The organism is Chryseobacterium sp. 2P (genome assembly GCF_059579425.1).
The window spans coordinates 2,031,709-2,045,782 of record NZ_CM184194.1 but is presented as its reverse complement, the minus strand read 5'-3'; the positions used below and the strand labels follow the sequence as shown (position 1 = coordinate 2,045,782).

The window sequence follows — 14,074 nt, the reverse complement described above, 5'->3', positions numbered from 1 at the left end:
TCTCAATCCAATTTCTTATTCTCCACTCTTGTACTTTTATCAATTTTAAACGCCCTAATCGGATCATTATAATACACAAATTTAGCCGTATTCTGAATATGTCCTTTCAATGAGTCTTTTACATTGACTTCGGCGTAATTTCCGTTTTTAGAGTTGATATTCAGGTTTTCAATTTTCCAGTAAGGAGCGATTAAACTTGCTGTATCAGATACTTTAATCACAGCATTTTTGGTTTGCCCCAGAAAATTGGCTCTGCTTCGGTTCATCATTTCTACTTCTGCCCTTCTCGTATTTACCGAACCCATAAATGTAGCATAATTTTTTAAATTAAGCTTAAAATTATCGGTTTTAATTTCGCTCGAAATATTCATTTCTACAGAATCTGAAGCGGTTACTTTTTCCAGATTGTATTTTGAATAGATCGTTACATTATAAAAATCTACTCCTTTTGTTCCTCGTTTTTCTCTGATGGTCAGGGTTTTATCTTTTACATCCACATCAAGATTATCGGCGACATTCGGATAGGTTTCGATTTCTATAAAGTTTTTGCTTCCCCTTGCGTAGAAAACACGGAATTTCCCCTGCAAATCTAGATTTACAAATTCCGCTACCTCTACATCTTTTCTTTCGATATTTCCTTTCGGAGATATTTTACCACATGAAAAGAGAACAGAAAAAAAAGCCACATATAGCAAATTCCTCCATACCATACAGTTATATTTTTTTTTCATACTCGTACAAAAATAAGATATGATTTTAATTTTTATCATTATTTTTCAGATTAAAATTTTTTGTAAACCCTAAACTAAAATAAGAATTCTGAATAGAGTTTTCTATATATTTCCCATATTCCAGAGACAAGGTAAAGTTTTTGTCTTTAAAAGTATCTGTCACACTTCCATAAAAAAGAAAGTTATTATTCTGTAATTCCGTAGAAAAATCGGTAATTCCAATGCTTGCAGAATAGATCTGATTAAAATTATAATTAAAGAATAGATCTTTTATGAAACTGGGTTTCGCATTACCGTCAAACCATTGTACACTATAATCCAGTTCACCCGAAAATTTATCATTAAAATCTTTCTGAATCATAAATGATAAGAGCGGTACCAGAAAACTTTCATTCCTGTAGTTTTTTGAGCCCCAGTTTTTTGTCTGCACTTCGCCTAAAATGCTTATCTCGGGACAATATTTTCCCTCATTAAACACATTGGCTTTTGCACCGAAAGACAAAGGCTGGAGTCCGAATCCTGAAGGTTTTGTGTATCCAAAATTGATATCCGTGAAAATTTCAACATCTTTATTTATGCCTAATCTCAGTCTGGTGGCAGGTAAAGAAAAAGCCTGATTGCCTTCATCAAACTCAAACAGAAAAGTAGATTCCTGCTGTAAATGATTTTTCTCTATAATCGCAATATTCTGATTCGTAAAAACCCTTTTTATTTTCTTATGTTTAGTTTGCGAAAAAACCAGAAAAGGGAACACCAAAAAAACCGGAATTAATCGGGATTTCATTCTGATTTTATTTACAAAACTTCATCAATATTATAATTCTTATGCTCTCTGTTGGTTCTGATAATCATTTCTCCTAAAAATCCGGCTACGAAAAGCAGGGTTCCCATAATCATCATGGTTAAAGCAATAAAAAACCACGGATTATTGGTAATTAAATGACCATAAATTCCTCTTGCCACATCAATTAACTTTGAAACACCCAACCAAAGTGCAGAGAGAAAACCAAAGATAAACATTAAAGTTCCTACCGCTCCGAAGAAATGCATCGGCCTTCCTCCGAAACGACTTACAAACCAAAGTGTTACCAGATCCAGAAATCCTCTGATAAATCTTTCGGTTCCGAATTTTGAAGTTCCGTAAGGTCTCGCTTGGTGCTGAACTTCTTTTTCCGTAATTCTTCTGAATCCTGCATTTGCCGCCAAAACAGGAATGTAACGGTGCATATCTCCGTAAACATCAATTGATTTTACGACCTGCTTTTTGTAAGCTTTCAGTCCGCAGTTGAAATCGTGAAGATAAACACCGGAGACTTTTCTGGCTGCGGCATTGAATAATTTCGACGGTACGTTTTTCGTCATTACGTTATCAAAACGCTTTTTTTTCCAGCCGGAAACAATGTCGTAATTATCCTGAACAACCATGTTGTACAATTCAGGGATTTCTTCCGGAAAATCCTGTAAATCAGCATCCATGGTGATGATGACATCTCCGTTTGTTCTTTCAAACGCAGCATGAAGCGCCTGAGATTTTCCGTAATTTTTAGAAAATTTAATTCCGTGGATCTGAGGATGCTGTACTTTCAAATTTTCGATAATGCTCCACGAAAGATCCGTACTTCCATCATCTACAAACCAGATTTCATAAGATAAACTATTTGATTTACAAACGTTATCAATCCTTGAAAAAAGCTCTTCCAGAGAGGCTTCCTCATTCAGTAACGGAATAACTATAGATAAATTCATTTAATTTTAATAAAAAATTATTCTTGGTTTTGTTCTTCCTGATAGATTGTTTTTGTTCTGAAAAACGCTCCGAAAAACACTGACAAAACTACGTAAAATATAAGAATTGCCGCAAAATATCCTGAAAAATGACTTGCAGTAAGCATATCTTTTCCTTTCACCGCCTCCGGAGAGAAGCTTGGAAGCCTTTCTTTGTACTTTTTATCCAGTTCATCAATATCTTTTTGGTGCTTTAAAACTTTTCTTGCAGAATAATATTCTTTATCCATTTCCGCTTTCTGTCTTGTCACATACTGATAATTCAGCAGTTTTTTCGCGTCTGTATCTGCAAAATTTAAGAAAGCATAAATGCTGAAAATGGATAAAATTCCTCCGATAAACATGGGAACAAAAGCTCTTTTAAATGCTTCTTTGAAGCTCACCGTTCTGTGGCTGCTCCAGTACGATTTCACCGACCAGAACGCAGCTCCGGCATACAGAATCGGTAAAACGAAAGCATTGGCTTTCAATGAAATATCAAAATAATTAACTCCTGAAAAGAAGTAATACACCACGAAAAAAACGATCATCGTAGCTCCAAACAGTAAAATTCCTAATGTGGAAGGGCTCTTCGTCATATCTAATTTTTTTGAAAATTTTTGAAAAATTATTGGTCTGAATTTCAGCAAACTACCTCTGTAAGCCAATTTTTTCCATTAATTTTCTTTAATAAAGTTTTGAGTTTTGCAAAATATTCCTACCTTTGCAACGGCAAGTCCTAAACAACCAGCTCCTGAGAATCCTCCAGGGTGGGAACGCAGCAAAGGTAATCGGTCGTAGCGGTGTGATTTAGGTAGCTTGCCATTTTTTATTGGTTTAAGTTGAAGAGAGGTAATTGGATAATTATCTTTTTTTGTTTTTATATACTTCAACATTTTAATTCCTGTTTTCAAATTACCTCTCAACATTTATTTAAAATTCGAACGTCTCTCCCAGTTTTGGTAAAACAAGTTCTACATTTTTACATTCAAAATGCTTTAATGCACTTTCATGATTAATTTCAATAGCAGGGAAAGTATCAAAATGACATCCGATTACTTTTGGAGTTTTTAATAATTCTGATGCTGCAAATGCTGCCTTTCTAGGGCACATTGTGTAGTGACTTCCGATCGGAAGGATGGAAAGGTCTAAATTACCGTATAACCTTGGAAACAGCTCCATATCTGCCATTACTCCGGTATCTCCTGCCATATACAGGTTTTTACCTTCAGGAAGCCTGAAAATATAGCCTACAGGAACGCCTCCATAACTTCCGTCCGGAAACGAACTTGTATGATGAGCCGGAACCATAGAAATTTTAAGATCATCGATTTTTGCTGATCCTCCTAAGTTGACATCGTCTGTATTTTTTGCATTTTTAAAGTATCCGCAGATTTCGGGAACTGCAATAAGTGTTGCTTCAGGATGATGCTGTAAAACTTCCTCTACATCCGCAATGTGATCTCCATGAGCGTGAGTCAATAAAATATAATCGATTTTCTGTGCAGAAATATCGAATCCTGACTCTGCCTTTTTATAGTTGTAGAATGGATCTGATAATATTGTTTTGTCTTTGTACGTGAACAAAAAGCAATTTTGTCCTAAGTATTGTATTTTCATTTTGATTTATTTAAAAATTATATTTTGATTTAGTCTGAAATTGTTGAATTAAATAAAATCTGAAATATCATGAAGCCGGTAAGAATCAAGCTAAAAATCTGGATAATAAGGAATTCCTTTATCAGCTTTATTCTTCCTGCTAAAAAAAGCACCGCCATAACCGCGTTTGCCAAAACAGCAATCAGGATTAAAAATGGCAGAAAGGCAATCTCTGAGAGTGACGCGCCATCCTGCATTTCATTAATTAAACTGTAAATTATAATGAATGCTGCTGCTACGGATAAACAGGAGGTAATTTTTAAAGCGGTCATATTATTTTAACCAAACAGATTAAGTCCTGCAGCAGTAAGAGCTGCAATCATAAACGTCATGATTCCTACCTGTTTCAGGAAAGGATCCAGTTCTCTCGGATTTTTTACGGTCATAATCTTTCTTCTGATTTTCATTAAAGGAATCATTAAGATCATTACAATAAACACTTTGTAATTCTGAGTCTGGAAAAAACCATTGACTCCTAAGAACAACAAAATTAAAATCAGAGGAAGCTGTAAAAGAATCATTTCATAAATCATTGCATTTTTAAAGCCGATTCTCAGTGCAAAACTGTTTTTCCCTGATAATTTATCGCTTTCAATATCTCTCATATTGTTAAGATTCAGAACAGCCATGCTCATCATTCCGATTGCGGTTCCGGGCAGTAACATATCCCAGCTGAACGATTTGGTAAACAGGAAATAACTTCCGCAGACAGAAACAAGACCGAAGAAGATAAATACAAAAATATCTCCCAATCCCATGTATCCGTAAGGTTTCTTACCCACCGTATAACCAATTGCCGCTAAAATGCTCAAGATTCCCAAACCGATGAATATGTAAAATTCGTTCATATAATTGGGAATAAACGCCACATATAAAAGAGCTACTGTTGCTATAAAAGATAAAACGGAGAAAAGAATAACTGCATTTCTCATCTGTTTTGCCGTAATTTTTCCTGAGGCTACTGCTCTTGCTTCTGCTTCTGTCGCTCTTTTGGCATCGGTTCCTTTTACTCCGTCTCCGTAATCATTGGCGTAATTTGAAAGGATCTGGTATAATAAAGTTACAACTAATGCCAAAGCAAAAATTCTCCAGTCCCAAATTTTACCTTCACCATAAAGCCTCCATTTTGCAATGAAAGCTCCCATAATAATTCCGCTGAGCGACAGCGGCAACGTTCTAAGCCTTGCGGCTTTTATCCAATCTTTCATAATGTATAAGTAGTGAGTAATTGGTAATAAGTAATGTTATTATCGCTCATTACTCATTGCCAATTACTTTTATGTTAAGATATCCACTGATCGTCTCCGAAATTCGGTTTTCTTTTTTCAAGGAATGCATTTCTTCCTTCTTTTGCTTCCTCCGTCATGTACGCCAGACGCGTTGCTTCACCTGCGAAAACCTGCTGCCCAACCATTCCGTCGTCTGTAAGGTTCATGGCAAATTTCAGCATTCTGATGGAAGTAGGAGATTTAGCTAAAATTTCCTGAGCCCATTCATAGGCTGTATCTTCCAGTTCTGCATGAGGAACCACTTTATTTACCATTCCCATTTCGAAAGCTTCCTGAGCGGAATAATTTCTTCCTAAAAAGAAAATTTCGCGGGCTTTTTTCTGGCCTACCATTTTTGCAAGATAAGCAGATCCGTAACCTCCATCGAAACTTGTAACATCGGCATCGGTTTGCTTGAAAATTGCATGTTCTTCACTTGCTAAAGTAAGATCACAAACCACATGAAGAGAGTGTCCTCCACCAACAGCCCAACCCGGAACCACTGCAATCACCACTTTTGGCATAAAACGGATGAGACGCTGAACTTCAAGAATATTTAAACGGTGTCTTCCGTCTTCTCCTACATACCCTTGATGTCCTCTTGCTTTCTGATCTCCACCACTGCAAAATGCCCAGCCTCCGTCTTTCGGACTTGGTCCTTCTCCTGAAAGCAGGACAACACCAATTTTCGGATCTTCATAAGCGTCATAAAAAGCATCGTATAATTCTGAGGTTGTTTTTGGTCTGAAAGCGTTACGGACTTCCGGTCTGTTGAAAGCAATTCTCGCTACCCCATTACATTTTTTGTACGTAATATCTTCGTATTCTTTGGCGGTTTTCCACTCAATCATTTTTGTAAAAATTTTTCTCAAAGATACGGAATTGCAGAGAATTTTAACATTGATTTTTGATGATAATCGTTGGAATTTTGGTTCGAATATCAGCTGTTTTTGATGCTAGAAATTATTTTAACCTGAGTTCGGGATAAGTCTTATTACACGCAACGTTAAACAAAGAGATTCAATTATCAGTAATTCAGCTTTTAAGATATACAAAGGCGTAAAACTTATCAAAGTAATACCATTTTTGTCTTTTTTAAATAAACGAAGTGCTTTTGTTTAGCTTACCAACTTTCAATAAGTAAAAAAATCTTTTGTTTTTCTTTGCGATAAATAAATACTATACTATAAATCAATTATTTAAATTTATTTCTTATCCCGAACTAAGGTTATTTTAATACAAATTTCGCTGCATCTTGTTTAACGGCTCATTGTTTTTAAATTACATCCTGTTTAAACTTTTTTACCGCAAAAGATGAAAAATATTTTGATACTTTAGTTACTTTTGGCTCAAAAAATTGAATAATGCTGAATATTTGAAAACTAACTTTATTCCAATACAAAACCCGAATTTTTTTTGAAGATTAAATTTGGGCAATAGAAACAGATTCTTCAATACGCTTCGCTTCTTTCATAATGACAGATATCTAATACTACATTATTAAAGCATGAAAATATTGGCATAATACTGAAAAATAGTTGGTAGAATCCTATCAAAACCTCATTGTTAGGCTGCTTGGAGGAAGTTTTATGAAACGTGTTTCATAAAACTTTTTCTTTGTCTGAAAAATGGCAAAAAAACGTTGTTGGTCTTGTTCAAGCCTGGAGGTAATTCGTTGGGGAAAACAAGGGGGAAAGCAAAGATTTAAATGTAAAAATTGCGGGATTTTATTTACTCAAAACAGAACGGAGCAGAGAATTAAAAATCGTTTTATCTGGTTCAAAAAATGGGTATTGGAAAGGCAGACCTACAAAACGCTTTGCAGAGACAGCGGTTATTCGAAAGATACTTTGCAGAAAACATTTTATACCATTTTAGAGCAGTCTCCTACCTTAAAGATCATCAAACGGGAAAAGGTGAATTTAAGAATGGATGCAACTTATTTTGCTCAGTTCTGTTTAATTGCTTATCAGGATGATTTTGATGGATATACACAGCTTATCCGTTTTACCGATGGAGAACATTATGAAGAAATCAGGGAAGATTTAAACAATCTTTTACGGCTGGGCGTAAAGCTGGAAAGCATTACTACAGATGGACATAAAAGCGTTTTGAAAGCCATAAATAAATCTGATGGAGACATCATTACTCAGAGATGTCTGGTTCATATTCAGAGAATGTGCCTGATCTGGCTCACAAAGTTTCCTAAACACATTGCCGGTCAGGAACTTCGAAAACACGTTTTATTATTACTGAAAATTAAAACACAAAACGATAAAATCTGGTGGAAAAATGAACTCAACGACTGGTATTTGAGACATCAGGATTATATTAATGAAAAAACAATTAATCTTGAAACCGAAAGATACTGGTATACCCACAAGCTTATCAGACGATCGTATTTTACTATAAAACGGGCATTGCCCAATATGTTTCATTATCTGGAAAATCCCAATATTCCTAAAACAACCAATGGTATTGAGGGATATTTCAGCCATTTAAAAAATCATCTCGACCTGCACAGAGGTCTCACATTGAAAAACCGAATCAATTTCATCAAATGGTATATTTATTTTTCTAACGAAAAATAGAGTTTTTTTAGCCATAAGGTTCATCCGATAATAAACGAAAAGGTGAGGGAAACCTCACCTTAAAACTATCGTTTTGAACATTAATCCTATTGCTGAAAAGTTGATCTCCACCAGTGCTTTTGTCCTCTTCGGATTAACATCCATAATTTATTAAAATATATCCTGAATTTCACCAACTATTTTTCAGTACATTACCAAAATATTTGTTTCTATTAAATAAAAAAAACCGAAACAAAAACGTTCCGGTTTATATTTAACTGTAAGTATCTGAAATTATTTCGCTGGCTGCTTTGCTGCCAATTCAGCTTCTTTAGCTTTCATTTCATTATACTTGGCTGTATTTTTAGATGTATTATACACATCCTTCATTACCTGAACAGCTGTAATATCGTTTGGTAATGCCTGAAGCCATTTTTCCCCGTAAGGAATTGCTTTTGTAAACCTTTCTTTTCTTGCTTCAATTAATTTTGTAGCATCGTCCGGTTTTGTTTTTCTTAATGCATTGATTTCAGCTACAGCTTTTTCATCATCTCCGATTACAGTGTACACTAAGTTCTGATAAGCATTGGCAAAATCAGGTTTCAATTCGATTGCCTTCTGGAAAGATGCAATTGCTTCTGCAGTTGTTGCAGGATTTTTTGCCTGAAGAACTCCTAAATTATACCAATTGGTAGCATCGGTAGGATTTTTAGCCAGCTGTTCTTTCAGGTTTGTCATGAATTTTTCTGTATTTCCTGATGCATACAGTGCACTTCCCTGATATTCTTTCAATTTGGCACTGTTTGGAAATTTAGCCAGTCCTTTTTCAATTAATGCTAAAGCTTCATCATTTTTCTTTGCATTGATTAATAAAGTTGCCAAAGTCTCATATAAATCCTGTTCAACACTTGGAGACTGTTCTGTTTTGAAGTCTGAATAATCTTTTGAAGATGTTTTCTTCAGTAATTCCCAGGTATTTTTATCATAACTGGCAACCTGACCTGTTTTGTTATCTTTTGCAGTATAGGTGGTTTCAACACCTGTATAACCGGAATTGATAAGGTCTGTATATATTTTTGTAGCCTGAGGGATATCGTTTGCCAAAGCATAATTCAATCCTGAGTAATACATATATACTTTATTGTCCTGCCCGTTTGTTTTCAGTAAGTTATAAACTTCCATGAATTTAGGAGCCGCTGCTGCATAATTTTTCGCATTGTAAGCGTCCATTGCAACTTTATTGGCTTCCTGCAGTTTTGCATTAACATCTTCTTTTTGTCCGAAAACGAAAGCAGATGCAACAATAGCTATACCTAAAATTAGTTTTCTCATAATCACTATTTATATTAATTGTACAATATTATTCTTCAGATTCAGAATTCTCATTTCCTTCTGCCGGATTTTCGTTTTCCGCCTGAGGTGTTTCTGTATTGTTTTCCTGGTTATCAAATAGCGATCCTACAGCTCCTTCTTCGTTTTCTTCAGAATCGTCTTCCACATCTTTATCCATTTCTACTTTTGCAATAGCAGCAATTTCGTCATTCTTTTTAAGATTAATCAGTCTTACGCCCTGTGTATTTCTACCCATCACTCTCATTTCGTCCATTCCCATTCTGATGGCAACTCCCGATTTGTTAATGATCATTAATCCGTCTTCATCCGTTACATTCTGAATAGCAATAAGATTTCCTGTCTTTTCAGTAATATTCAGTGTGATAACTCCTTTTCCTCCTCTGTTGGTAATTCTGTAATCTTCTACCGCAGTTCTCTTTCCGTATCCTTTTTCAGACACCACAAGTACGGTTTCTTTTTCCACATCATTTACAACAATCATACCGATTGCTTCATCGTCTTCATCCATAGCAATACCACGAACTCCGATCGATCCTCTTCCTACTTCTCTTACCTTTTCTTCAGGAAAACGGATACATTTACCGTTTTTGGTAGCGATCATGATCTGTGAAGTTCCATTCGTTAAATAAGCGCCTAACAACTGGTCATTGTCTCTGATCTCAATAGCATTTACCCCGTTTACTCTCGGTCTTGAATAAGCTTCCAGCGAAGTTTTCTTAATGGTTCCGTTTTTCGTTACCATCACAACGCTCATCTGGTTTACATATTCAGAATCTTTTAAGTTGTTGGTTCTGATGTAAGCTTTGATCTTATCGTCCGGTTCAATGTTAATAAGGTTTTGTACTGCCCTTCCTTTTGCCGTTTTGGAGCCTTCCGGAATTTCAAATACTCTTAACCAGTAACATCTTCCTTTTTCGGTAAAGAAGAGCATATATTGGTGGTTGGTTGCCGAAACAATATATTCAAGGAAATCTGCATCTCTTGTTGTTGCCGCTTTGTTTCCTACACCTCCTCTGCTCTGGATTTTGTATTCAGACAAAGAAGTTCTCTTAATGTATCCTGCGTGGGAAATGGTAAGAACCACAGATTCATTCGGAATAATATCTTCGATAGACATTTCTCCTCCTGAATAATCGATCTCGGTTCTTCTTTCGTCTCCGTATTTTTCTTTAACTTCAATTAATTCGTCTTTGATGATCTGGAATCTTCTTGGTTCGTTTGCCAGAATATCTTCCAGATCTGCAATTTCTTTCATGATGGCATCATATTCATCACGGATCTTGTCAAGCTCCATTCCTGTTAAACGGGCAAGACGTAAATCAAGAATTGCCTGAGCCTGAATTTCAGAAAGCTCGAAAGCTTCGATCAATCCTTCTTTCGCAGCCTGTGGATTGGCAGAATGACGGATGATTGAAATCGCTTTATCTAAAGAATCCTGAGAACCGATCACTTTCATGAAACCTTCAAGAATGTGCGCTCTTTCTTTGGCTTTTCTAAGCTCGAACTGAGTTCTTCTTACGATAACTTCATGTCTGTGCTCTACGAAATGATGAATAATGTCTTTTAAGTTAAGCTGCTCCGGTCTTCCGTGAACCAATGCAATATTGTTTACACTGAAAGAGGTTTGAAGCGCTGTATATTTATAAAGTAAGTTCAGAACAACATTCGGGATTGCATCATTTTTAAGTTCATAAACGATACGAAGACCTCTTCTGTCCGATTCGTCTCTGATTTCGTAAATTCCCGGAATTTTTTCTTCTTTTACCAGTTCCGCAGTTCTGGCAATCATTTCCGCTTTGTTTACCTGATAAGGCACTTCGTTTACGATGATTGCATTTCTGTTCCCGATTTCTTCAAAAGCTACTTTTGCTCTCAGAACTACTCTTCCGCGACCAGTATGGAACGCATCTCTTACGCCGTCGTATCCGTAGATAATTCCCCCTGTAGGAAAATCGGGAGCAATAATGTGCTGCATTAATTCGTCAATTGAGATTTCTCTGTTGTCGATATAAGCGCAGATTGCGTCTACAGCTTCCGATAAATTGTGCGGAGCCATATTCGTAGCCATACCTACTGCGATACCGGAAGTTCCGTTGACTAAAAGATTCGGAATTTTTGAAGGTAAAACCGTCGGTTCCTGTAAACTGTCGTCGAAGTTATTCTGAAAATCTACCGTTTCCTTATCCAGATCCGAAAGAACCTCATCAGAGATTTTTTTCAGTCTTGCCTCGGTATAACGCATTGCTGCAGGCGGATCTCCGTCCATGGAACCGAAGTTCCCCTGTCCGTCTACCTGCGGATAACGCAAGCTCCAGTCCTGAGCCATTCTTACCATTGCATCGTATACAGAGGAGTCTCCGTGCGGGTGATATTTACCTAAAACGTCTCCAACAATTCTCGCAGATTTTAAATACTTTCGATTAGAAAAAACCCCTAATCCATACATACCGTAAAGTACTCTTCTATGAACGGGTTTCAAGCCATCTCTTACATCCGGCAACGCTCTGGAAACGATAACCGACATCGAATAATCGATATAAGATGACTTCATTTCATCAACAATGTTGATAGGAATCAGTCTTTCTCCTTCTTTTTGCATAAACAATTTTATTATAATGATAGTCAGACCCTTAGCTATACGTCTGAAAATTATTTTTTTTGTATTTTTATTAACGGGCTAATTTACGAAAAATTTGCCGATTTTTGCGGTAAAATTTATCTATAGAATCTTAAAAATTCATAAAATATGAGCATATTAAGCATAACGTTCCACTGCACAAAAAATAATCTTGAAGCCTGGGAAAATTACATGGATGAAACTTTGGTTTTAATGACGGAAAATCTGATGAACGTTAATCAATATATCCTTTCTGAAGTACACAGTGATTATATTGAAGAAGGCAAAAACTATAATCTTCTGCTTATTTTTGATAATGACGAGCTGAGAGAAGATTTCATCAAAAGCGAAATGGAAAATATTGCTGAAAGAATTGAAGCAAAATTCGGACAGGAAGTTATGATTTTCAATACTTTTCTGAATCCTAAGAAATCGAGGCTTTAAATTATTGAGATTAAGGTTGAGATTGAGATTTAATAAAATAAAAAGGCTGTATCACTATCGGTACAGCCTTTTGTATGTAAATAAATTATTAAAATTCCTTATTTATAAATCGATATTCAGAAACCAAATCTGCATGATAGCTAACAAAAAAAGCACTGAATTTCTTCAATGCTTATATTCTATTTATAAATTAACAATTACTACAGGTCTTGCCGGATATACTCTTTGCGGTGTTGGAGCATAATATACCCTTCTTACAGGTCTGTAATAATGCTTTTTATAATAACGTTTTGGAGGTCTTTGGTACACTACGGTTCTGTAATAGGTTCTGTGTGGACCTTTGTAATAATGTTTTTTAGGACCGTGTCCATAACCATGTCCTCTTCCGTGACCGTGACCTCTCTGCAAAGGTGCGGCGCTGTACAAAACAAAGGAAAAAACGATCAGGAATACTCCCAAAATTTTAGTCAGCATCTTCATAAATATATATTTTTCAAATTACATCATGAAAAATTACAATCCGGATGCCAATAATCGGTTTTTATTATTTTTATGTAAATATTTAAGAAAGTTTATTACTTTTTATGTTAAAATATTACCTCGCTTCTTCTTTCAAGCATAATTACATCTTTCCACCCGCCATTCAGCTTTCCTATTTTCTTTCTTGTTCCTACGGTTCTGAAACCATTTTTCTGATGTGCTTTCAGCGCACCTTCATTTTCCGGAAATATATTCACCTGCAGAGTCCAGAACCCATGATCTTCACTGTCCAGAATCATCTTTTTCAGCAAAACAGATCCTAAACCTTTTCCCTGATACTCATTATCAAAATAAACACTTACTTCTGCAACCCCTTTATAACTTTCTCTTTTGCTTACAGGCTTCAGCGCACACCAGCCAACAACTTCATTTCTTTCATTTTCCAAAACCCATCGGCAGTCATTATAATAATCCATATTCCATGCTTCGGCAGTCGGAACGGTTGTTTCGAAGGTTGATTTTCCGCCTTCAATTCCCTGTCTGAAAATTTCTAACACTCTGGTCTCGTCTTTCGGAAGCATTTCTCTAAGCTCGTAGTTCATGGCTAATGATATTTTCGTTTGTTTTTTCTTTTAATTCTTGAATAATGCGTCTGTTTGCTTTTATTATCCTCGGAAACCACACTGATGTTTCCATCCACTTCCAGTACAGCAAGTCTTACCTCATCGAAACCTCCGACACCATGTTCTCTTACGGCTTCTTCCAGTTCATCCGAAGTTATTTTTACTTTATTTAAAGCTTTTTCGTCAACAACACCATCTTTGATAAGTATAACGGGATCTTCTTCCATAAAACTTTTAAAAGAAGGATTTCTGAACATGATTCTTTTTAAGGTGAAATTAGCCGCAAAAAGAACCAGAGCGGCAATCAGTCCTCCCTGAAGCGAAGTATCCTGTCCTACCATGGCATTCTGCACAGCATTGGAAATTAAAAGCAGTAAGACCACATCTCCCGCATTAAGCTGCGAAAGCTGATTTTTCCCGAAAACACGGATTCCGATCACCATGAAAAGATAAACACAGAGAGAGCGCAGAACGACATCTAAAATGGGATTCACAACAGTTTCTATTATACTGTCAAATGTATAAATTTTTACGGTCTGTTGGAGAAGTTGGAAATAAAAAGTTT

At 35.9% G+C, this 14,074-nt stretch carries 15 protein-coding genes and 1 other RNA gene; 3 read left to right on the top strand and 13 right to left on the bottom strand.

The features are described from left to right. Nucleotides 1-2 precede the first annotated feature (2 nt). Genes AC52CF_RS09345 through AC52CF_RS09330 form a run of 4 tightly spaced genes read right to left on the bottom strand, consistent with a single transcriptional unit; the run spans nucleotide 3 to nucleotide 3,094 of the window. Nucleotides 3-710, bottom strand: coding sequence for a GIN domain-containing protein (locus AC52CF_RS09345; protein WP_496518092.1), 708 nt, complete (start codon nucleotides 708-710; stop codon nucleotides 3-5). A gap of 46 nt (nucleotides 711-756) precedes the next feature. Then, complete coding sequence (locus tag AC52CF_RS09340) at nucleotides 757-1,515, bottom strand: hypothetical protein (RefSeq protein WP_214589836.1); 759 nt, start codon at nucleotides 1,513-1,515, stop codon at nucleotides 757-759. 11 nt (nucleotides 1,516-1,526) lie between these two features. Next, the gene (locus AC52CF_RS09335; protein WP_214589837.1) at nucleotides 1,527-2,477 is read right to left on the bottom strand and encodes a glycosyltransferase family 2 protein; all 951 of its coding nucleotides are present in this window, start codon (nucleotides 2,475-2,477) and stop codon (nucleotides 1,527-1,529) included. A gap of 17 nt (nucleotides 2,478-2,494) precedes the next feature. Then, nucleotides 2,495-3,094: a DUF4199 domain-containing protein gene (locus AC52CF_RS09330; RefSeq protein ID WP_336688893.1), complete on the bottom strand. Its 600-nt coding sequence runs from the start codon at nucleotides 3,092-3,094 to the stop codon at nucleotides 2,495-2,497. A gap of 131 nt (nucleotides 3,095-3,225) precedes the next feature. Between AC52CF_RS09330 and ffs the strand changes: the two genes are divergently transcribed. Further along, nucleotides 3,226-3,323, top strand: an RNA gene (gene ffs / locus AC52CF_RS09325) — signal recognition particle sRNA small type. Between the two features lie 105 nt (nucleotides 3,324-3,428). Here ffs and AC52CF_RS09320 read toward each other — a convergent pair. From AC52CF_RS09320 to AC52CF_RS09305, 4 genes are all read right to left on the bottom strand, one after another. Continuing rightward, entirely contained in the window at nucleotides 3,429-4,115 is a 687-nt protein-coding gene (locus tag AC52CF_RS09320; protein ID WP_496518091.1) for a metal-dependent hydrolase, read from the bottom strand. A 29-nt stretch (nucleotides 4,116-4,144) separates the two neighbouring features. Further along, nucleotides 4,145-4,426, bottom strand: coding sequence for a hypothetical protein (locus tag AC52CF_RS09315; protein WP_336688891.1), 282 nt, complete (start codon nucleotides 4,424-4,426; stop codon nucleotides 4,145-4,147). Nucleotides 4,427-4,432: 6 nt separating this feature from the next. Next, the gene (gene menA, locus AC52CF_RS09310) at nucleotides 4,433-5,362 is read right to left on the bottom strand and encodes a 1,4-dihydroxy-2-naphthoate octaprenyltransferase (RefSeq protein WP_214589840.1); all 930 of its coding nucleotides are present in this window, start codon (nucleotides 5,360-5,362) and stop codon (nucleotides 4,433-4,435) included. 74 nt (nucleotides 5,363-5,436) lie between these two features. Beyond that, nucleotides 5,437-6,273: a 1,4-dihydroxy-2-naphthoyl-CoA synthase gene (locus tag AC52CF_RS09305; RefSeq protein WP_076390536.1), complete on the bottom strand. Its 837-nt coding sequence runs from the start codon at nucleotides 6,271-6,273 to the stop codon at nucleotides 5,437-5,439. Between the two features lie 777 nt (nucleotides 6,274-7,050). Between AC52CF_RS09305 and AC52CF_RS09300 the strand changes: the two genes are divergently transcribed. Then, complete coding sequence (locus AC52CF_RS09300; RefSeq protein WP_250902065.1) at nucleotides 7,051-8,013, top strand: IS256 family transposase, variant Zn-binding type; 963 nt, start codon at nucleotides 7,051-7,053, stop codon at nucleotides 8,011-8,013. 273 nt (nucleotides 8,014-8,286) lie between these two features. Here the strand turns inward: AC52CF_RS09300 and AC52CF_RS09295 are convergent, their stop codons facing one another. Continuing rightward, the gene (locus tag AC52CF_RS09295) at nucleotides 8,287-9,324 is read right to left on the bottom strand and encodes a tetratricopeptide repeat protein (RefSeq protein ID WP_214589841.1); all 1,038 of its coding nucleotides are present in this window, start codon (nucleotides 9,322-9,324) and stop codon (nucleotides 8,287-8,289) included. Nucleotides 9,325-9,352: 28 nt separating this feature from the next. Continuing rightward, on the bottom strand, nucleotides 9,353-11,944 hold the full coding sequence (gene gyrA, locus AC52CF_RS09290) for a DNA gyrase subunit A (protein ID WP_235130705.1): 2,592 nt from the start codon (nucleotides 11,942-11,944) through the stop codon (nucleotides 9,353-9,355). 147 nt (nucleotides 11,945-12,091) lie between these two features. Between gyrA and AC52CF_RS09285 the strand changes: the two genes are divergently transcribed. After that, nucleotides 12,092-12,406 carry a DUF4286 family protein gene (locus AC52CF_RS09285; protein WP_214589843.1) on the top strand — a complete coding sequence of 105 codons (315 nt, stop codon included), beginning with the start codon at nucleotides 12,092-12,094 and terminating at the stop codon, nucleotides 12,404-12,406. Between the two features lie 183 nt (nucleotides 12,407-12,589). Here AC52CF_RS09285 and AC52CF_RS09280 read toward each other — a convergent pair whose 3' ends face one another. From AC52CF_RS09280 to AC52CF_RS09270, 3 genes are all read right to left on the bottom strand, one after another. After that, on the bottom strand, nucleotides 12,590-12,886 hold the full coding sequence (locus AC52CF_RS09280) for a hypothetical protein (RefSeq protein ID WP_214589844.1): 297 nt from the start codon (nucleotides 12,884-12,886) through the stop codon (nucleotides 12,590-12,592). Nucleotides 12,887-12,993: 107 nt separating this feature from the next. Further along, nucleotides 12,994-13,488, bottom strand: a complete 495-nt coding sequence (locus AC52CF_RS09275; protein WP_496518090.1) for a GNAT family N-acetyltransferase — start codon at nucleotides 13,486-13,488, stop codon at nucleotides 12,994-12,996. Nucleotides 13,489-13,490: 2 nt separating this feature from the next. Beyond that, on the bottom strand, nucleotides 13,491-14,003 hold the full coding sequence (locus AC52CF_RS09270; RefSeq protein ID WP_496518089.1) for a DUF421 domain-containing protein: 513 nt from the start codon (nucleotides 14,001-14,003) through the stop codon (nucleotides 13,491-13,493). Between the last annotated feature and the right edge of the window lie 71 nt (nucleotides 14,004-14,074).